Below are 19,428 nucleotides of genomic sequence, written 5' to 3' on the forward strand. Positions count from 1 at the left end.
GCGCCCTTGGTTGAGCGCGACTTATGCAGAAAACTACAAGATTTCCTTGCCCCGCCGCGTGGAGTGCGGAAGCTGGCATGAACGACACCCGCCACAGGAGAAGTCCCGATGTTCAAATCGCTTACATTCCTCGCCCTGGGCGCCAGCCTGCTGGCCAGCGCCGCTGCTGCGCAGGATTTGCCCGATCTCGACGGGCGGACCATCACGGTCGTGACCGAAAACGCCTATCCGCCTCTGCAATTCGTCGATCCCGCCACGGGTGAGACGATCGGATGGGAATACGATGCAATGGCCGAGATCGCGTCCCGCCTGAACGCGACCGTCGAGATTGAGAACACCTCCTGGGACGCGATGATCCCCGCTGTGTCCGAAGGTCAGTACGACATGGGCATGACCGGCATCACCATTCGCGAAGACAGGGCGGAAGTCGTCGATTTCTCCGATCCCTACATGCGATCCGAGATGTTCATGCTGGTGCGCGCGGACGAAGACCGCTTCACCGATGCGTCCAGCTTCGCCGCGTTGGAGGATGGACTGGTCGGCGCCCAGCCGGGCACGACCCCCTTCTACGTCGCGGTCTATGACGTGCTGGACGGGGATGAGAGCAATTCACGCATCAAACTGTTTGAGACCTTCGGCGCGGGGGTGCAGGCCCTGCGGGCAGGCGATGTCGACATGGTGCTGACCGACGGCACGGCTGGCAACGGCTATGTCGCGGCGAACCCGGATGTGTTCAAGCTGATCGGCGAACCGCTCGGCTCCGAGGATTTCGGGTTCATCTTTCCGCGCGGGTCCGATCTGGTCGCACCGGTCAACGCCGCGATTGCGGCAATGAAGGCCGATGGCACGATGGACACGCTCAACACGAAATGGTTCCTCGACTACAAGATGGGCGGCTAGGCCCCGCCCGGGCCCGTTGCTAGATGCACGGATCCGGTCAAACCCCCAACGGTACAAGCATACATGCCCCCCAGCCCACAGGATCGCGACTTTCCGTGGTGGCTCGTCGCAGCCATCGCAATCGCCATGCTCATCACGTGGCAGATCGTGGCGGACGATCTGTATTCACAGATCTTCGCGACCGTCCTCAAGGGGGTGAGGATCACGGCCTTTGTCACCGTGGTGGCGTTTCTGGCGGCCGCAGCGATCGGTCTGGTACTGGCAACCATGAGCCTGTCGCGATTCCTGATCCTGCGGCAGATCGCACGGTTCTACATCGAAATCGTGCGCGGCATCCCGATATTGGTGCTGCTGTTCTACATCGCGTTCGTCGGCGCGCCGGCGCTGGTGATCGCAGTAAACACCGTGATCGAGCCGCTGGGCCTCGATCCGATGCGCACCCGCGACCTGTCCTTGATGTGGCGCGCGATCCTGGCGCTGACCATCGGCTATTCCGCCTTCATCGCGGAGGTGTTCCGCGCGGGCATTCAATCGGTCGATCCGGGTCAGTCCGAAGCGGCCAAGGCGCTGGGGTTCAGCGGCTGGCAACGGTTTCGCCTGATCGTGTTTCCCCAGGCCCTGCGCACGATTCTGCCGCCGCTGGGCAATGATTTCATTGCCCTGATCAAGGACAGCTCGCTCGTTTCGGTTCTGGGAGTCGCAGATGTCACGCAATTGGGTAAGATTTACGCCTCGGGCTCATTCAGATACATGGAAACCTACAATATCGTCGCCGTGATCTATCTGATGATGACAATCGGCCTCAGCCTCGCCCTGCGCGCGTTGGAGCGTCGCTTGCGACAGAGACCGGGCAAGCTATCTGGCAAGAAGTGAGATTAAGCGGTTTCAGGCGCCACCCGCCCCTGTTAGCCTGCACGACAATCGAGGAGCACAAACATATGTTCGTTCGGGCTTTTTCCGTCCATCTCTTCACAGCGACCGGTGCGGGTCTCGCCCTGATGGCGATGATCGCGGCGGCAGAGGCCAATTGGTCGGTGATGTTCCTTTGGCTGATCGTGGCGCTGATCGTCGATGGCATCGACGGACCGTTGGCGCGCCGGGTCGATATCAAGCGCAATGCACCGCAATGGGACGGCGTGCTGCTGGACCTCATCATCGACTATCTGACCTATGTTTTCATTCCCGCCTATGCCCTGATCTCCGCCAATCTGATCGGAGAAGGGTGGAGCTTCGCCGCCGGTCTGCTGATCTGCATCACGGGCGTGATCTATTTCGCCGATACGCGGATGAAGACCGAGGATAACAGCTTCTCCGGTTTTCCGGGCTGCTGGAACATGGTGGTTCTGGTGCTGTTCGCGATAGATTTCGGCGGCTGGGCGGCGATGTTCATGATCATCGGCATCGCCATCGCGCAGTTCTTCTCGCTCAAGTTCATTCACCCCGTCCGCACCGAACGGTGGTACAAACTGTCCCTGCCGGTCATGCTGGCATGGGGTGCGTTCGCCACGATCGTGGCGTGGACGCAGTTCACCGGGCCGGGCTGGGCGCAGGTCGGGCTGGCGGTGACCAGCATCTATCTGCTGTTGGCCGGGATCGTGCAGCAGATCGTGCCCGAACGTTAGAGCTGTACGACCTGCCGTTGGGTTCCCAGTCCCTCGACCCCCAGTTCCATTACATCGCCATCGCGCAAATACCGCTGCGGCTGCAGCCCCATCCCCACACCCGCGGGCGTGCCCGTCGCGATCACGTCACCGGGCAGCAGCACCATACGCTGGCTCATATGCGCGATAATCTGCGGAATGTCGAAGATCAGGTCGGAGGTGTTGGAGTTCTGAAGCCGGTCGCCGTTCAGACTTAACCACAGATCGAGCGCGCCGGGATCGCCCACCTCGTCCTTCGTGACCAGATAGGGGCCAATGGGGCCGAAGCCGGGTGCGGACTTGCCCTTGATCCACTGACCGGTTCCTTCGAGTTGCCATGCGCGTTCGGACAGGTCGTTCACCACGCAATATCCGGCAACGAAGTCCATTGCGTCCGCCGCGTCCACTTGCCAGCCCCGCGCCCCGATCACGACGCCCAGTTCGACCTCCCAATCAGCCTTCAGCGCATCGGGTGCCAGAACCAGATCGTCGTTCGGCCCGGCCAGCGCCGAGGCCGCCTTGGAAAACACCAGCGGTTCCGTAGGATAGGGCATTCCCGACTCGTCCGCATGGGCGGCGTAGTTCAACCCGATGCAATAGAAGGTCGGCGGGTTCAGGACGCAGGCTCCGATCCGCGCGCCTTCCTCAACCAGTGGCAGAGCGGTCAGGTCGATATCCGTCAGGGCGTCGAACCCGTCAGTGATCGCGGCGGCATCGATGCGGGGCAGATGCGCGGAGAAATCCCGCAATTTGCCATCCCCATCAACCACACCCGCGCGCTCCGCGCCGATCTCACCGAAATTGAATAGCTTCATGTCCTTCGTCCTCGCCTGCCCCGCCACGTGGCGGAATGTTCGGTATTCCCAGATGCGCGATCAATAGCTGTATTCGTCGAACACCTTGTCCACATCGCCATTCCACGCGCCATGATACTGCGCCAGCAACTCATCCGAGGGCGTCTGTCCCCGCGTGACGATATCGCGCAGAGCGTCCAGAAAATGCGTCTCGTCCGGGATCAGACCGCCCGCCCCGCTGCGGGCACGTGCGACCAGACCGTCATTCGCGATATCTATGCAGCGCCGGGCGAGGTCCTGCATCGTTTCACCGCGAATTTCCGCCTTCAGCCCGTATTTCGCAGCGTCATGATGCAGCGCAGCCCGCTCCTGCTCGGTCCAGTCCTTGCACAGATCCCATGCAGCATCGAGCGCGCCTTGATCGTAGAGCAGCCCAACCCAGAACGCCGGCAGCGCGCACAGGCGCCGCCATGGCCCGGCATCTGCGCCGCGCATCTCCATATATTTCTTGATCCGCGCCTCGGGGAATGTTGTGGTCAGGTGATCGGCCCAATCGCTCATCGTGGGAACCTCACCCGGCAGGGCCGGCAATTCGCCCTTGAGGAAATCGCGAAAGCTCATGCCGAGCGCGTCTATGTATTTCCCGTCGCGGTAGACGAAGTACATCGGCACGTCGAGCGCGTAGTCCACGTAGCGATCGAAGCCCATTCCGTCCTCGAACACGAAAGGCAGCATTCCGGTGCGCGCCTTGTCCAGATCGCGCCAGATACGGGCGCGCCAGCTTTGCCAGCCATTGACCTTACCCTCCCAGAAGGGCGAGTTCGCGAACAGCGCAGTCGCGACCGGTTGCAGGGCCAGGGCCACGCGGAATTTCTGCACCATGTCGCTTTCGGAACCGAAATCGAGGTTCACCTGAACCGTACAGGTCCGGCGCATCATCCAGGTGCCGGTGGTGCCGACCTTGTTCATGTAGCGGTCCATCAGGGCATAGCGGCCCTTGGGCATCAGGCTGACCTCATCCTCCAGCCAGTTCGGAGCCGCGCCCAGACCGATGAAGCCGACGCCGATCTCGCCCGCGATCGCCTTGACCTGCGCAAGATGGGTGTTCACCTCGTCGCAGGTCTGGTGGATGGTTTCCAGCGGGGCTCCGCTCAACTCCAGCGCACCGCCCGGCTCCAGCGAGATGTTCGCCGCGCCCTTGGTCAGACCGATCAACTTGCCCTGTTCGCGCACCGGCGCCCAGTCATAGCGGGTGCTCAGCCCCGACAGCATGGCATGGACGGACCGGTCGCCCTCATATGGAAGGGGCTTGTGCGTGTCGAGGCAGTAGCCGAATTTCTCATGCTCCGTGCCGATGCGCCAATCGTCCTTTGGCTTGCAGCCGGATTCCAGATAATCGGCAAGCTGATCGCGATGCTCGATCGGCCCTCCGCCGGTTTGGGGGATGGACATGGGGCGGGCCTCCTTCGGCAATCGCTCAGGACTTTCTGGCGTAGCGGCTACGCCGGCGGTTGGCAACGCTCCGACCGGAAAATCACCGTTTCAGTCTGCTATGTTCGTCACGAGGCAATATGCAACATGCGCGCCCGCTTTCAATCGCATAGCATCGGGAAAAGCGCGAAGGACACACAGATGTGCAACTGGCCCGATCCCGTCACCCTGACCGGCACCCATGGCCCGCGGTGCGTGCCCACCTGCGCTGGCAGATGGAGCGTCCGCGCTAGACGATTGAGCGGACCTTGCGATCATCGGCCGGTGACCTCTGCCACAGGCGATGCGTTGTGGAGCTGCCCTTGCCCTCGACCAGATCGAGCGCGCGTTTCATCGGGAATCCGTGCAGGGACGCGAACACGTCGAACAACTGCTCCGCACCCTTGGCCGCGGTAGGGATCATCAGCGGTTCGCCGTCGCCGTGCAGAGTCCAGTGCGCGCCCGTGGGATAGGTCATCAGATCTATCGCCCTGACCTGCCCCATTTCGAAAAACCCGCCGGTGTCCGGCCCGAAATAGCCCACGCGCAATTCGTCCACCATCACCATTCCGGGATCGCCTCTTCGGCGCGAGAACCGCAACCTCAGCAATGCGGATCGCAGCAGCGCCAATGCCAGCAGACCCATCACCGCGCCCATGACCAGCAGGACAGGCCCGCCACGGGTCGCAACCCAGGCGGAACAGATCAGAAGCCCGATCATCGCCAGCGCCTCACCGTTGCGGCGGGTCCATCGGATCAGCTCGGGGCGTATCATGCACTGTCCTTTCGAATATCATTCCCATGTTATGCGTGCTGGTGATCCCTTGCCAGCCCCCAGCGCAGGGATTGGTGATCGGGCAATTTGCGGCATGCGCACTATTTTTCTGGTGAAGTCGAATTTGAAATGGAGAGTCCAATGCGCTTTACCCCCCTGATCGCCGCCTTCGCCATGATGCCCGCGCTCGCCCTTGCCGAACCGCTGACCGAGCGTGAGGGCTGGGTCGTGACCCAGACTGAGAAGACATACGAAACCCTGATCGACGATGTGAAGGATGCCGTCACCGCGAACGGCTACGGCGTCGTCACCGAGGCCGGTCCGACCGCTGCGGCGGCCCAGCGCGGGGTCATCATTCCGGGCAACCGGGTGATCGGCGTCTTTAACAACGACGTGGCCGTGCGCACGCTCGCGCTCAGCACTGCTGCGATGATCGAGGCGCCGATCCGCATGTATGTCACGCAGAACGAGGACGGGACCGCGACCTTGAGCTACAAGACCCCCACCCTCGTCTTCACCCCCTACATGAACGAAGGCGGTGACGAGCTGGCCGAAATCGCGGCGGAGCTGGATGCCGACTTCGCCACCATTGCGGACGACGCTGTGAACTGATCAGGCGCGCCAGTCGCCCAGCGCCACCTGCCACAGGGCCATCGCCGCGACCGCGGCGGTGTCCGCGCGCAGGATGCGCGGGCCCAGATTGACCGGAACCGTCTGTGCCATATCGCGCAGGCGGGCCGCCTCATCCGCCGCGAAGCCGCCCTCGGGCCCGATGAGTATCGCCCACTTGTCCCCGCCGGTGGACCTCAGCGCATCGAGCGTATCCATGCGGGCGGACATCTCATCGCAGAACATCAGTTTGCGATCCTGCGGCCAGTAATCCAGAACCTTATCCAGCGGTGCCGGGTCGGAAAGCTCGGGTACGAAAACGCCGCCGCACTGCTCCGCCGCCTCGATACAATGCGCGTGCAGTTTTTCAGGGCGCACCCGCTCGGAATTCGTGAAGCGCGTAAACACCGGCTGGATCCGTCGAGCCCCCATCTCGGTTGCCTTTTCGACGATGAAATCCGTTCGAGCCTTCTTGATGGGCGCGAACAGCAGCCACAGATCGGGCGGTGTGCTTTGGTCCAGCGTTCGCGTCAGGCACTGCGCCGTCACCCGACGCTTGCCTGCCTCGACCAGTCGCGCGGTCCATTCCCCGTCGCGCCCGTTGAAGACCGCGATTTCAGCGTCCACCTGAAGCCGCATGACATTCGTCAGATAATGCGCGTGTCCGGCCAGGTTCAGGGTTTCCCCCGCGCCCAAATCATCCTCGACGAACACTCTGATCTTGGCCCGGTTCATGCGTCTCTCCTCACCTTGCTCCTGCAATATCCGCGTCCGAGGCATCCGTCACCCGTCGTCAGGTACATGTGGTGCTGAACTTGGGCCCGTGATCTGCAATAACGGCACCATGAACAACGACTCAGCACAAGATCGCACACCCGATGGCCGCGTCGCCGATGCGGTGGACCGCAACTGGGTGGACCGCATCGCACCGCCCGCCACCCGGCCCTACCTGCGGCTGAGCCGCGCGGACAGGCCCGCCGGAACCTGGCTGCTGCTGTTGCCATGCTGGTGGGGGCTGGCTCTGGCGGTTGCTGCCAGCGGGGGATGGACGCCGCTGACATTGTGGTACGTCATAGCGGCGGCGCTGGGATCGTTCCTGATGCGCGGCGCGGGATGCACGTGGAACGACCTCAGCGATCGGGACTTCGACGCGGCGGTGGCGCGGACCCGGTCCCGCCCGCTGCCCTCGGGTCAGGTGACGGCGCGTCAGGCCTTTATCTGGATGGGGGTTCAGATGGCGCTGGCCTTCGCGATCTTGCTGACCTTTCCGCTGCCTGCCATTGCCATGGGCATCGCCGCATTGATCCCGGTCGCGATCTATCCGTTCGCCAAGCGGTTTACATGGTGGCCGCAGGTTTTCCTCGGCCTTGCGTTCAACTGGGGCGCATTGCTGTTCTGGGTTGCGGTGCGTGGCACGCTGGAATGGCCGGCGGTTGCGCTCTATCTCGCCGGAATTGCGTGGACACTGTTCTACGACACGATCTATGCGCATCAGGACAAGGAAGACGACGCCCTGATCGGCGTGAAATCCACCGCCCGCCTGTTTGCGGACCGCACACCGCGCTGGCTGATGCTGTTTCTGGTGCTGGCGGTTCTGCTGGGCCTGTATGCGGTGATCGCGGCGCTTATCGACGGATCTGTGCTGACGCTGGTCCTGGCCCTCGGCGGCGTTTGGGGCTTCGGAATGCATCTTTGGTGGCAATTGCGGCATCTGGATATCGACGATGTGCAAACCTGTCTGGGGCTGTTCCGGTCCAATCGCGATGCCGGACTGATCCTGGCCGTGGCACTGGCGCTGGCCGGGGCGCTGGCACGGGTGCTATGATCACCTTCCCCTTGCGGGCGAAAGTTGTCAGGGCTACCTCGTCGCATGTCAGGCAACGAGTGGAGTTCGCATGAAGCTGTTCGCAATCCTCTTCGCGGCATTGTCCCTGGGGGCGTCGGGTGCGGGCGCATTTTATCTCGCCCAGATCGGAGCGGATGAGATAGAGGCGCAGACGGGGGGGGCGGTGCGCAACGCCCTGTCCGCCGCCGGTCAGGATTGGGTCACGGTCGAGGTTGACGGCATGACCGTGACCCTCAGCGGCACCTCCCCCAGCGAGGCCGCGAAGTTTCGCGCGCTGGATGTGGCGGAGGCCGTCGTTCCGCAGGATCGTATCGCGTCGACCATCACGCTGACCGATGCCGAGGTCGCTGTGCCCGAGGTGCTGAACCTCGACATCCTGCTGGCTCCCGACCTCGTCACATTGCTGGGAAACACGCCGCAGGTGTTCAACGATCAGATAGCGGAATTGCTGGGCATGTTCTCACGCCGCGTCGTGGATCTGACCCGCCCTGTCGAGACGGAGCCGCAGGCGGATTGGGAGCAGACCCTGACATTGCTGGGCAGCATCGCGCCGCAAATCACGACGGGTCGGGTGATGGTCACCGACGGCGGGATAGCGATCGAGGCCGCTCTGGCCGATGCCGAGCTACGGCAGAGCCTTGTCGCTGAAATCGAGGCAGCCACGCCCCAGGGTCAACAGATTGATCTGTCTCTCAGCGCGCCGCGCATGACGTTGAGCCCGTACCCCTTCGATCTGTCCGTTTCGGATGGCACCTTTCAGCTCAGCACATGCGCGGCCTCCACACAATCCGCCGCTAGGACCATTGCCCGCCAGATTGCCGCCGCGACCGGTCTGAACGATCTGGAATGCGAGGTTGCACTGGGCGCGCCGGACGATAACTGGCCGCAAACGGTTCAGATCGCTACGGAACTTCTGACAGACTTGCCTGATGCCGCACTCTCCATCCGCGACCGGGTGGTGCAGCTTTCACTGGAATCGAGCGCCATCGACGACCGGGTCGATGGCCTTGTGGCGCGGGCGGACGCGCGCTTGCCTGAGGGCTATTCCCTGCTGATGAACCGCGTTCAGGCGGAGGAAGAGCCGTCTCCGCTGGTGGCTGCCGCCCCACGCGGATTGACCATGACCATTGCACCGGGGCGCATCAGTGCCGTGGGCGCCGTCACGGGTGAGGCCGGGGTGGAAACGATGCAAAGCTACGCCGAAACCGCCTTTCCCGGGCGCAGCCTGACGCTCGACCTGATCGCCAGCGATCCGGGTGCCGCCCCGTCGCTGGCGGATGCACTTGCGCTACTCGACGTCATGAACACGCTGGACACGGGCACCATTCGGATCGGAGAGGCGACGATCCACATCACGGGTACGGGTGAGGGGCCGGGGCTGGCCACCCGGATCGAGGGGGCGCTGACCTCACGCCTGACCGGCACGAGAGACCTGGAAATCGACATCGAGGAATACGAACCGGTTGAGGTCACCGAGGTGGAGGCCCTGCCCGAGGTTCTGAAATCCCCCGCCGAATGCAGCGCCGAAATCACCGCCGCGCAGCAGGAGGACCGCATCCTGTTCGCGCCGTCCTCCGCCTCGCTCGATGCATCCTCCGCCGGACCGCTGGATGAGATTGCGCGCATCCTGGCCACCTGCCCAACCGTTCAGGTCTCCATCGAAGGTTACACCGACAGCAGCGGTGGTGAGGACATGAACCGCCGCATCTCTCAGTTGCGCGCCGATGCCGTTCTGGACGCTTTGTTGTCGCGCGGTGTATTTCTGGACCGAATGAGCGCTACAGGCTATGGCGAGGCGTCGCCCATTGCCGACAACGACACGGCAGAGGGGCGCGAGGCCAACCGTCGGATCGAATTCGAGCTGAGCACGTCCGAACCGGACGTTGATCCCGCTGCCGACGCGCCCACCCAGGAGGAAGAGGACGAATGACCCGTTCCGAGCTCGTGATCGCCATGACCGTCGCCCTGCTGGGCGCGGTTGTCCTAGGGTGGATATTGCGCTGGATCTACGGCGGCATGGCGCGCGCCGGAACCGCGAAGGTCGAAACCGTGGACGACATGACCGCCCGTCTTGCGCAGGCGGAGGAGGGTCAGGCCACCATTGCGGCGCAGCTGGCCGCGACGGATCAGTCCTTGCGGGGGCAACTGCGTGAAAAGCAGGCCGAACTCGACGCGGCGATGGACGGTTTGCGAACCGCGCGGCAGCAAATATCGGATTGGCAGGCCGCCTATGAGGCCGAGAAGGCCCGCGCGGATGCCAAAAGCGACAATCAGGACAGCCCTCAGGGTTGATCCCAGCGGGCCTGCGCGGTGTCGTCCGCATCGCGTGCATCGACCCAGCGCGCACCCTGCGGCGTGGTTTCCTTCTTCCAGAAGGGGGCGCGGGTCTTGAGAAAGTCCATCATGAACTCCGCCGCCTCGAACGCCGCCCCCCGGTGGGGGGAGGCCGCGATAACCAGCACGATCTGGTCGCCGGGCTTCAGCGCGCCGTAGCGGTGCACGATGCGGGTGGCCTTCAGAGACCACCGCTGCCGGGCCTGCGTCTCGATCTGTTCAAGGGCCTGTTCGGTCATGCCGGGCCAGTGTTCCAGCTCCATCGCGCTGACCGGTTGACCGCCGCCCATATCGCGTACGAGGCCGGTAAAGGTCACGACAGCGCCGATGTCGGTGCGGACGGCTGTCAGCGTACCGATTTCCTGACCGATGTCGAAATCCCCGATCTGAACCGAAACACTCATCAGCCACCTGTCATCGGAGGAAAGAACGCGACTTCGCCCGCGCCGGTCAGCGAGGCGTCGATATCCGTCATGGTCTGATCGACAGCGACACGCACGGCGGACATATCGGCAAAGGCCGCAGCGTAGCGATCCTCACGCGAGGTAAGCTCGGCCACCAGTTCGGCCACGGTGGAGGCATTCGTCTCAACCTCCTCGGAGCCGGTTCCGATACGTTCGCGCAGCCATGCGAAATACAAAACCTTCATGTCTTGTCCTCCAGATAAGGCATCGCCTTGCGGAAGTAATCCCAGCCGGACATGACGGTCAGAACAGCGGCAATCCACAGCAACACCAGACCGATCAGCAAAACGAAATCATTGGCCAGATGCAGCAGAACAAGGCCCCGGTCATCGGCGATTTCACCCCGCAAGATTGCGTCACGCACCTGCGGTTCGGTGGCAAAGACCATGCGCTGATATTCCGCACCGATGGCACCTGCGCCCAGCAGGGTCGCGATGGCGAACATCTGCGTCGTCGTTTTCCACTTCGCGACCTTGGTAACGTCCAGCTTCACATTGCCGAGGAATTCCCGCAGCCCCGAAACCAGAACCTCACGCAGCAGGATGAATGCCGTTGGCAGCACGTAGAACCAGTTGAACCCCAGCAGGGCGAACAGGACCGCCAATGCAATGATCACCATCGCCTTGTCCGCGATCGGGTCCAGCATCTTGCCGAACGAGGTCCCCAGATTATAGCGCCTCGCAATCCAGCCATCGACGTAATCGGTCAGGGAGGCCGTGACGAACAGGATCAACGCCGCCCAATCCGCCAGCGGACGGGGCAGTATCAGAAACAGAACGGCAATCATCGGGGCGGCAAGCACCCGGGCGACGGTCAGGATATTTGGTATGGTCCAGCGCATATCCGTGATCTAGCGCCTGAAACATGGCCCGGATAGGGCAAGGTGCCAAAATATCTGCGAATTTCGCGCGCCGCCTTCATGCCCCGGCATTGAAGAAGCCATAGATCTGTTCCGCGAGGCTGTCGGAAATCCCCTCCACCGCCTTCAAATCGGCCAGCCCAGCCCGCGTGACCGCCTTGGCCGAGCCGAAATGAGCCAGCAAGGCACGTTTGCGTGCGGCGCCCACGCCGGGCACCTCGTCCAGCGGCGTCGCGGTGGTGGCCTTCGCCCGTTTCGCGCGGTGGGTGCCGATGGCGAATCTATGCGCCTCATCGCGCAGGCGTTGCGTGAAGTAGAGCACCGGATCACGAAAGGGCAGCGCCATCGGCGGCTTGCCCTTGCGATAGAAAACCTCCTTGCCGGCATCACGCTCCGTCCCCTTGGCCACGCCGATGATCGTCACATCCTCGACGCCCAGTTCCGCCAAAGCCGCCTCCGCCGCGCTGACCTGACCGGGACCGCCGTCGATCAGCACCAGGTCGGGCCACTGGTCCGATTTGCGGTCGGGGTCTTCCTTCATCAGGCGGGCGAATCGGCGATCCAGAACCTCGTTCATCATGCCGAAATCGTCGCCGGGGGTGATGCCCTCCCCCTTGATGTTGAACTTGCGATAGCTGGATTTCAGGAACCCCTCGGGTCCGGCGCAGATCATCGCGCCAACCGCATGGGCACCCTGAATATGGGAGTTGTCATAGACCTCGATCCGCTGGGGCACGGTGTCCAGATCGAAGGCCTCGGCCAGACCTTCCAACAGCTTGGCCTGTGTGGCGGTCTCGCTCATCCGGCGGCCCAGGCTTTCGCGGGCGTTGCTGACGGCCTGATCGACCAGCATCTTCTTCTCGCCCCGCTGCGGCACACCGATCACGACCTTTCGGCCCAGCTTCGCGCTCAACGCGGCGCGCATCAGGTCGGCGTTCTCGATCTCATGACTCATCAGGATCATCCGGGCGGGATCCTTGGTCGAATAGAACTGCCCCATGAAGCTTTCGAGAATCTCCGCCGCGGATTCAGAGCCGCCGGTGCGGGGATAATAGGCCCGGTTGCCCCAGTTCTGATGCGCCCGGAAAAAGAACACCTGAACGCAGGCCTGACCGTTCGTCTCGAACAGACCGATCACGTCCGCCTCCGCCACGGTGTCGGGATTGATGCCCTGCGACGACTGCACATTTGTCATCGCACGGATGCGGTCGCGCAGGGCGGCGGCGCGCTCGAACTCCATATTCGCAGAAGCCTCGGCCATGTCCTTCGCCAGATCCGATTGCAGGCGGGTGGAGCGTCCCTGCAGATACTTCACCGCGTCCTCGACCAAGGCGCTGTAATCGGCCTCACTGATCTTGCCGACGCAGGGGGCGGAGCATCGCTTGATCTGGTGCAACAGGCACGGGCGGGTCCGGCTCTCGAACATCGAGTCGGAGCAGTTGCGCAGCAAGAACGCCTTCTGCAACGTATTGAGCGTGGCATTCACCGATCCGGCGGAGGCGAACGGCCCGAAATAGCGCCCCTGACGGGATTTCGATCCTCGATGCTTGGTGATCTGCGGGTAGGCGTGATCGTCGGTGACGAGGATATTGGGAAAGCTCTTGTCGTCGCGCAGCAGAACGTTGTAGCGCGGCTTGAGCTGCTTGATCAGGTTCTGCTCCAGCAGCAGCGCCTCGGTCTCCGTCTCCGTGCGCAGGAACATCATCGAGGCGGTATTGGCGATCATCCGGCCTATACGGGCAGTCTGGCCGACCAGTTTGGTATAGTTCGCAACCCGCTTGCGCAGGGATCGGGCCTTGCCGACATACAGAACCTCACCCTTCGCATCGAGCATCCGGTACACGCCAGGCGCATCTGGCAGGGTTTTCACATGGTCGGAAATGACCTGCACACCGGGGCGCACGCCATCCTGTGCGGTGCGCGCGCGACCTTCCTCGTCAAAGCTGTGCTGATTGTTGTGTGCCATTTGAGCAGTCTCGTGATTCTCGCCGCCGCTGCAATGCGATCCGTGATCTGACAAGGGTAAACCTGTCCACGATTCCTGTGGATAAGTCTGAGGACACCTTTGTGTGAACGTTGGATCACCCTTGTAAATAAGGCGTGGCCTCGGTTTGCCCAGTTTTTGGGCATCATTTCAAGTTATTGATTTCGCTTAGTAAATAATTACGCCCTCGGTATATCTTTGAAAAACTTAAAGGAATCCAGACAGTCCGGTGACAGGTATATGACACGTGGACAAATCAGCTCACCACGAATCGGAAAGCTCACTCCACCCCCTGCACGTCCGGGGTTTTCCACGCAAGATGTTGCCCACCGTCCAGACACAGAAGTTGCCCTGTAAGCCCGTCGACCGACAGGATGAACCGCAATGCGGCGGCGATCTCCTGCGGGTCCGATCCGCGCTGCAACGGCGTGGCCGCGCGTTGGTTTTCCCAATGTGCATCCGATTGCCGTGTGCCCTGCATCGTCGGGCCGGGCCCGATCGCATTGACACGCACGCGGGGCGCCAACCCCTGCGCCGCAGTCTGCGTCATCGTCCACAACGCAGATTTCGCTATGGTATAGGTCGTGAATTCCGGCGTCAGCTTGCGCACGCGCATGTCGCACATGTTCACAATGGCCGCCTGCGCCACCGGCTCCCCTGCAACGTCGGTCACGGTGTCCGGGGCCTGGGCGGCAAAGGCCTGCGTCAACTGGAACGGTGCGCGCAGGTTGGACCCGATATGCCGGTCCCAGCTTTCCAACGTGGCGGTTTCGAAATTGTCGTATTCGAAGATCGAGGCATTGTTGACCAAGAGGGTCAACGCCCCCCCCAGCGCATCACGCGCCCGACCGATCAGGGCCGCCGTGGCCTCGGCATCCAGCAGATCCGCCTGTACCGCGACGGCCCTGCCACCCGATGCGACGATCTGCTCCACCAGGACGGCGGCTTCCTCCCCACTGGTATTGTAGTGGATCGCAACCGCCCAGCCATCCTGCGCCAGCGCCAGTGACATGGCACGCCCCAACCGCTGCGCACCGCCGGTAATCAATGCGTATCCCGGTTTCATGGCACGTCCTCAATGAGTGTTCAGCAACAGCAGGATATAGCCCACATAGATGCCCACGAACGCGACACCCCAGATACGTGTCACATTGAACCAGCCCAGAACGAACGGGATCAGCAGCAGCGAACTGCCCAGCATGACCCACAGGTCGAACCCGAGGAAACCATCGGGCAGCGCCAGCGGGCCAAAAAACGAGGCGACCCCCATAATGGCCAGCAGGTTGAACACGTTCGAGCCGATGACATTGCCCAGAACCACGTCAGCCTGGCGTCGCAGGGTTGCCATGATCGTGGTCGCCAATTCCGGCAGCGAGGTGCCGACGGCCACCAGGGTCAACCCGATCACCGCCTCTGAAACGCCCAGCCGGATGGCGATCGCCTCCGCCCCTTCAATCAGCAGGTTCGCGCCCAGAGGCAGCCCGACCAGGCCGACGATCAGAAACAAGGCGATCTTCAAAACCGGCATGTCAGGTTCCGCGTCTTCCAGTTCGGCCAGCTCTTCCTTTGGATCCATGCCCGCGTGTCGCGCCGCGTGGGCGGAGCGGTAGGCGTCGAACAGCACATATGCCAACGCGGCAAGCAGGGCGACGCCATGCCAGACACCCAGCGGGGCAACCGCGCACAGTCCGATGAACAGCACGCTCGCGCCGATCATCTGAACATAGCTGCGCCTTGTATCACACTCCTTCGTGTGGATCGTGGCCAGCAATGCTGGCAGACCGATCACCAACAGCACATTCGCGATGTTCGAGCCGACGACATTGCCATAGGCGATGCCCGGAAGGTTATCGAGCGCAGCTTTGATCGCGATCAGCAATTCCGGCGCGGACGTACCAAACGCCACGATGGTCAGTGAGACGACCAGCGCCGGGATCCCCAATCGAAGGGACAGCGCAACGGCGCCCCTCACCAGCAGATCGCCCGCGATGACCAGCAGGACCAGACCGCTCACAGTCATGATCAAATTCATGCCGTCTCCCTCGTATCGCTTTGATTGAGCGATCTTCCCGCAGATATGTAGGCGATACCGTGCAACTGCAATCCGGCCTTAGCTGGTTTTGCCACAGGGGCAACTCTTGCCGATGACGTGGCCGCCACATTCGCGGCACACCCGCTTGCGAGGTCCGATCCCCAGCAGGCTGAGCTTTCCGAACATGCCCAATATGGCGATGAATGCCAGAAAAAGAACGACGATCTTGACGATCATTGCGGGGTCTCCGTCATGATTACAGGCCCCATCTTTGCCATTGGGCGCGCTCCTCAACCGCGGCGAGCAGATCGCTCACCCCCGGTGCACCCAGCCGCGACAGCAGAGGCCGCCGAGGGGAGCTGACACGAAATGCGATATTCTTGCCGAACACATCCTTCATCTTTGGCACCAGATGCGCAATGCCGTCGATCAGGCCGACCTCCTGCGCACGTTTGCCGACCCAGATCTCACCCGTAAACAGATCGCGATCCGCCAGCCGCTCGCCCCGGCGGCCGCGTACCTGTGCGATGAAATTGTCATGGATGTCCTTTTGCAACGATTTCAGCCGCTCGATATCCTCGGCACGTTCGGGGCGGAACGGGTCGAGCATCGACTTGTCCTCCCCCGCTGTATAAACGCGCCGCTCGATCCCGTGCCGCGCGATCAACTCCTGAAAGCCGAAGCTGGCGGAGATGACGCCGATGGACCCGATGATCGAATTGTCATCCGCGAAGATCTGATCCCCCGCCGTGGCCAGCCAGTAGCCGCCCGATGCGGCGACATCCTCGCAGAATGCATAGACCGGCACGTTCTTCTCCTCCGCCAGTCTGCGAATGCGCGCCGCGATCAGCGCCGATTGCGCGGGGGAGCCGCCGGGAGAGTTGATCGACAGGGCCACCGCCGCCAGCCGGCTCGACGCGAAGGCCTTTTCGATCAACGGGGCCGTGCCTGCATCGGACAGCGTCCGCCCGCCCAGCCCGCCGCCAGTTCCGATGGCACCGTGCAGCCTGACAACGGCGACGACCGGCTTGCGCTTCAGCCGCTTGCGCAATTTTTGAATTATGTTCATCCCACGCATCTAGGCTGCCTTTGCTGGAACGACAACCGTCGGGGATTGCACACTTGCCCCGGAATGTTAGATTCAACGCACGGTCACGCAAGGCCAGTGAGGCGGGGGATGGCAGATGCAGGACATGACGAAAATGGATCGCGAGTCGGTTTTGCGTGTCCGGCTCGACGTATTGTTGCGCGAACACCGCGATCTGGACACCGCGATCGTGGCGCTGGACGAATACGGCCGCGCCGACATGTTGACCCTGCGTAGGCTGAAGAAGCAGAAACTTGCCCTCAAGGACCGGATCGCCCGGATCGAGGATGAGATAACCCCCGATATCATCGCTTGAGTTTGCCCCCCGCGTGCCTATGGTGCGCCCTCATCGAAAGCGGGAGGTCGAGATGGAGCCTAAAGTCGGGATCATCATGGGAAGCCAGTCGGACTGGCCGACGATGAAGGCCGCCGCCGATATTCTGGATCAGCTGGGCATCCCATACGAGACGAAGATCGTCAGCGCTCACCGCACCCCGGACAGGCTCTGGGATTATGGCCGGGGCGCAGCGAGGCGCGGGCTGAAGGCGATCATCGCGGGTGCCGGCGGGGCCGCGCATCTGCCCGGCATGATGGCGTCCAAGACCCGTGTGCCGGTTATCGGCGTTCCGGTGCAGACCAGGGCCCTGTCCGGCGTGGACAGCCTGTATTCCATCGTGCAGATGCCCAGGGGCTTTCCCGTCGCGACCATGGCCATTGGTGCCGCCGGTGCCGCGAATGGCGGTCTGATGGCTGCCGCGATCCTCGCCAACGAAGATGCGGCGCTGGCCGAACGCCTGGACGCGTGGCGCGCCGACCTGTCCGCGTCGATCCCGGATGAACCTGTCGATGAGTGAGGCCCTGAAACCCGGATCGACCATCGGTATCCTCGGCGGTGGACAGCTTGGCAGAATGCTGGCGCTGGCGGCGGCCCCGCTGGGCCTGCGCGTTCACATATTCGAGCCGGGCGCGGATTGCCCAGCCGCGCAGGTCGTCGATGCCTGCACCACGGCCCCGTATGAGGATGAGGACGCATTGCGCGCCTTCGCCCAGACCTGTGATGTCGTGACTTACGAATTCGAGAACGTGCCGACCGCCGCGCTCGACCTGATCGAAAGCCTGGTGCCCATCCGACCGAACCGCCGTGCCCTGGCCGTGTCGCAGGACCGCATCGCGGAGAAGGAGTTCCTGCAAGGCATCGGCCTGAATGTCGCCCCCTTCGCCGCGGTAGACGATGCTGCATCGTTGGAACAGGCGGTCACCACGCTGGGCACACCCTCGATCCTCAAGACGCGCCGCTTCGGCTATGATGGCAAGGGGCAGGCGCGGATCAGCGATGCAACCCTGCCCGAAGTTACCGCCCCCAGCGTGCTGGAAGGGTTCGTAGACTTTACTGCTGAGATCTCCGTCATCGGGGCGCGTGGGCTGGATGGCGCGACCGTATGCTTCGATCCGGGCCAGAACGTCCATCTGGACGGAATTTTACATACCACGACAGTGCCCGCCCCCCTGCCCCGCAACCTGCAGACCGATGCGGTCCTGATTGCGGGCCGCATTCTGAATGCGCTGGATTATGTCGGTGTGATGGGCGTGGAACTGTTCGTCACGCCGCAGGGTCTGATCGTGAACGAGATCGCACCGCGCGTGCACAATTCAGGGCATTGGACGCAGGATGCCTGCGTGACGGATCAGTTCGCCCAACACATCCGCGCCGTGGCAGGCTGGCCGCTCGGCGATGGACAGCGACATTCCGATGCCGTGATGCTGAACCTGATCGGCACGGATGCCGACGACTGGGCGCAATTCGCAGCCGAACCGGCAAGTGCACTACACCTTTACGGCAAGTCCGAATGCCGTCCGGGTCGCAAGATGGGTCACGTGAACCGGATCACTGCCCGGTCACGGTGACGATTTCCTCCAACGCGCCGCCCAATCCCATATCACGCTCAAACTGGCCTGTTCGCAGGAAGGCCAGAACCTCTGCGATCACGACGGGGTCGTTCATCATGAAGGTGTGGGTAACCGGCAGCACGATCATGTCATCCATGCCCTCAACCTGCGTTTCCGTGACCGAAACCTTGCCATCGTCCGCACCTTCGATCAGGGCGGAGGTCACGATATTCACGGTCTGATTGCCCGCAATCACCCCCAGATCAAACGTAACGGGCCCCAGGCCAAGCGGGACGGAGCCGCGCCCCGTCCCCAACTGCAACCCGGCGGCCCCATTCATCCATTCGAATATGGGCAGATCGCCCAGCCGTTCCGCCAGCTCCGCCCCCTGGTTGGGCGGTGCCAGCATGACGACACGCCCCAAACCGTCGATCCACATCTCCGACAGATATTGCCGCAGAACGATCCCCCCCATGGAATGCGTCACGAAATGAACCGGCCGGGTGCCCTTACAGCCCGAGAGCCCCTCAGGCACCGCAATCTCGGCAAGTTCGGGGATCGTCGCCTCGGTGGATGGATAGGTATGGTTCACCACATCGAACCCCTCGCGCCGCAGCACCGTTTCCATCACCAGCAGCGAGGCATCCGTGCGCGCCAACCCGTGCAACAGCACGACGCAATCGGCAAAAGCGGCGCTGGGAAGCATCAACAGGAGAGCAAGAATTCTTTTCATTCCTCTAAGATAGG

23 protein-coding genes are annotated in these 19,428 nt (G+C 62.7%); 10 read left to right on the forward strand and 13 right to left on the reverse strand.

The window, feature by feature from the left end:
* The first annotated feature begins 108 nt into the window (after window positions 1-108).
* The 3 genes from G8E03_RS14800 (at window position 109) to G8E03_RS14810 (ending at window position 2,522) form a co-directional block, all read left to right on the forward strand.
* Window positions 109-900 (forward strand): transporter substrate-binding domain-containing protein, encoded by a 792-nt coding sequence (locus tag G8E03_RS14800; RefSeq protein ID WP_166193627.1) that lies wholly within the window; start codon window positions 109-111, stop codon window positions 898-900.
* Window positions 901-963: 63 nt separating this feature from the next.
* Complete coding sequence (locus G8E03_RS14805; protein ID WP_166193630.1) at window positions 964-1,773, forward strand: amino acid ABC transporter permease; 810 nt, start codon at window positions 964-966, stop codon at window positions 1,771-1,773.
* A gap of 65 nt (window positions 1,774-1,838) precedes the next feature.
* Window positions 1,839-2,522: a CDP-alcohol phosphatidyltransferase family protein gene (locus G8E03_RS14810; protein ID WP_166193633.1), complete on the forward strand. Its 684-nt coding sequence runs from the start codon at window positions 1,839-1,841 to the stop codon at window positions 2,520-2,522.
* Here the strand turns inward: G8E03_RS14810 and G8E03_RS14815 are convergent.
* The 3 genes from G8E03_RS14815 to G8E03_RS14825 all read right to left on the reverse strand — a co-directional run bounded on the left by G8E03_RS14815 (window position 2,519) and on the right by G8E03_RS14825 (window position 5,579).
* The gene (locus G8E03_RS14815; protein WP_166193635.1) at window positions 2,519-3,355 is read right to left on the reverse strand and encodes a fumarylacetoacetate hydrolase family protein; all 837 of its coding nucleotides are present in this window, start codon (window positions 3,353-3,355) and stop codon (window positions 2,519-2,521) included. The genes G8E03_RS14810 and G8E03_RS14815 overlap by 4 nt on opposite strands.
* Window positions 3,356-3,415: 60 nt before the next feature.
* Complete coding sequence (locus tag G8E03_RS14820; RefSeq protein WP_166193638.1) at window positions 3,416-4,786, reverse strand: glutamate--cysteine ligase; 1,371 nt, start codon at window positions 4,784-4,786, stop codon at window positions 3,416-3,418.
* A 268-nt stretch (window positions 4,787-5,054) separates the two neighbouring features.
* Entirely contained in the window at window positions 5,055-5,579 is a 525-nt protein-coding gene (locus G8E03_RS14825; protein ID WP_166193641.1) for a hypothetical protein, read from the reverse strand.
* Between the two features lie 141 nt (window positions 5,580-5,720).
* Here G8E03_RS14825 and G8E03_RS14830 point away from each other — a divergent pair, with 141 nt between their 5' ends.
* The gene (locus tag G8E03_RS14830; RefSeq protein ID WP_166193644.1) at window positions 5,721-6,191 is read left to right on the forward strand and encodes a DUF302 domain-containing protein; all 471 of its coding nucleotides are present in this window, start codon (window positions 5,721-5,723) and stop codon (window positions 6,189-6,191) included.
* Here the strand turns inward: G8E03_RS14830 and G8E03_RS14835 are convergent, their stop codons facing one another.
* Window positions 6,192-6,923: a 16S rRNA (uracil(1498)-N(3))-methyltransferase gene (locus G8E03_RS14835; protein ID WP_166193647.1), complete on the reverse strand. Its 732-nt coding sequence runs from the start codon at window positions 6,921-6,923 to the stop codon at window positions 6,192-6,194.
* Window positions 6,924-7,032: 109 nt separating this feature from the next.
* On the opposite strand from G8E03_RS14835, the gene ubiA reads away from it, so the two are divergent.
* The 3 genes from ubiA (at window position 7,033) to G8E03_RS14850 (ending at window position 10,326) form a co-directional block, all read left to right on the forward strand.
* Window positions 7,033-8,013 (forward strand): 4-hydroxybenzoate octaprenyltransferase, encoded by a 981-nt coding sequence (ubiA, locus tag G8E03_RS14840; protein ID WP_166193650.1) that lies wholly within the window; start codon window positions 7,033-7,035, stop codon window positions 8,011-8,013.
* 70 nt (window positions 8,014-8,083) lie between these two features.
* Window positions 8,084-9,964: an OmpA family protein gene (locus G8E03_RS14845; RefSeq protein ID WP_166193653.1), complete on the forward strand. Its 1,881-nt coding sequence runs from the start codon at window positions 8,084-8,086 to the stop codon at window positions 9,962-9,964.
* Window positions 9,961-10,326: a hypothetical protein gene (locus tag G8E03_RS14850; protein ID WP_166193656.1), complete on the forward strand. Its 366-nt coding sequence runs from the start codon at window positions 9,961-9,963 to the stop codon at window positions 10,324-10,326. The genes G8E03_RS14845 and G8E03_RS14850 overlap by 4 nt, the downstream gene beginning before the upstream one ends.
* On the opposite strand, the gene moaE is transcribed toward G8E03_RS14850, so the two are convergent.
* The 8 genes from moaE to G8E03_RS14890 all read right to left on the reverse strand — a co-directional run bounded on the left by moaE (window position 10,317) and on the right by G8E03_RS14890 (window position 16,776).
* Window positions 10,317-10,772, reverse strand: coding sequence for a molybdopterin synthase catalytic subunit MoaE (gene moaE / locus G8E03_RS14855; protein ID WP_166193659.1), 456 nt, complete (start codon window positions 10,770-10,772; stop codon window positions 10,317-10,319). The genes G8E03_RS14850 and moaE overlap by 10 nt on opposite strands.
* Window positions 10,772-11,017, reverse strand: a complete 246-nt coding sequence (gene moaD / locus G8E03_RS14860) for a molybdopterin converting factor subunit 1 (protein ID WP_166193662.1) — start codon at window positions 11,015-11,017, stop codon at window positions 10,772-10,774. Before moaD ends, moaE begins: the two co-directional genes overlap by 1 nt.
* Entirely contained in the window at window positions 11,014-11,673 is a 660-nt protein-coding gene (pgsA, locus tag G8E03_RS14865) for a CDP-diacylglycerol--glycerol-3-phosphate 3-phosphatidyltransferase (protein ID WP_166193665.1), read from the reverse strand. The genes moaD and pgsA overlap by 4 nt, the downstream gene beginning before the upstream one ends.
* 76 nt (window positions 11,674-11,749) lie before the next feature.
* Window positions 11,750-13,657, reverse strand: coding sequence for an excinuclease ABC subunit UvrC (gene uvrC / locus G8E03_RS14870; protein WP_166193668.1), 1,908 nt, complete (start codon window positions 13,655-13,657; stop codon window positions 11,750-11,752).
* A gap of 298 nt (window positions 13,658-13,955) precedes the next feature.
* Window positions 13,956-14,741 carry an SDR family oxidoreductase gene (locus G8E03_RS14875; protein ID WP_166193671.1) on the reverse strand — a complete coding sequence of 262 codons (786 nt, stop codon included), beginning with the start codon at window positions 14,739-14,741 and terminating at the stop codon, window positions 13,956-13,958.
* A 9-nt stretch (window positions 14,742-14,750) separates the two neighbouring features.
* Window positions 14,751-15,707, reverse strand: coding sequence for a calcium/sodium antiporter (locus G8E03_RS14880; protein ID WP_166193674.1), 957 nt, complete (start codon window positions 15,705-15,707; stop codon window positions 14,751-14,753).
* Window positions 15,708-15,785: 78 nt separating this feature from the next.
* Entirely contained in the window at window positions 15,786-15,944 is a 159-nt protein-coding gene (locus tag G8E03_RS14885) for a hypothetical protein (RefSeq protein ID WP_166193677.1), read from the reverse strand.
* 19 nt (window positions 15,945-15,963) lie between these two features.
* Window positions 15,964-16,776, reverse strand: a complete 813-nt coding sequence (locus G8E03_RS14890; protein ID WP_166193681.1) for a S49 family peptidase — start codon at window positions 16,774-16,776, stop codon at window positions 15,964-15,966.
* A 133-nt stretch (window positions 16,777-16,909) separates the two neighbouring features.
* Between G8E03_RS14890 and G8E03_RS14895 the strand changes: the two genes are divergently transcribed.
* From G8E03_RS14895 to G8E03_RS14905, 3 genes are read left to right on the forward strand one after another with little or no spacing between them, the layout of a single operon-like run.
* Window positions 16,910-17,110: a YdcH family protein gene (locus G8E03_RS14895; protein ID WP_430693215.1), complete on the forward strand. Its 201-nt coding sequence runs from the start codon at window positions 16,910-16,912 to the stop codon at window positions 17,108-17,110.
* 52 nt (window positions 17,111-17,162) lie between these two features.
* On the forward strand, window positions 17,163-17,648 hold the full coding sequence (gene purE / locus G8E03_RS14900; RefSeq protein WP_166193687.1) for a 5-(carboxyamino)imidazole ribonucleotide mutase: 486 nt from the start codon (window positions 17,163-17,165) through the stop codon (window positions 17,646-17,648).
* Complete coding sequence (locus tag G8E03_RS14905; protein WP_166193690.1) at window positions 17,641-18,699, forward strand: 5-(carboxyamino)imidazole ribonucleotide synthase; 1,059 nt, start codon at window positions 17,641-17,643, stop codon at window positions 18,697-18,699. The genes purE and G8E03_RS14905 overlap by 8 nt, the downstream gene beginning before the upstream one ends.
* Here the strand turns inward: G8E03_RS14905 and G8E03_RS14910 are convergent.
* Window positions 18,680-19,414, reverse strand: coding sequence for an esterase/lipase family protein (locus tag G8E03_RS14910; RefSeq protein ID WP_166193693.1), 735 nt, complete (start codon window positions 19,412-19,414; stop codon window positions 18,680-18,682). The genes G8E03_RS14905 and G8E03_RS14910 overlap by 20 nt on opposite strands.
* Between the last annotated feature and the right edge of the window lie 14 nt (window positions 19,415-19,428).

Origin of the sequence: Pontivivens nitratireducens, assembly GCF_011290545.1 — a bacterium.
Lineage (GTDB): Bacteria > Pseudomonadota > Alphaproteobacteria > Rhodobacterales > Rhodobacteraceae > Pontivivens > Pontivivens nitratireducens.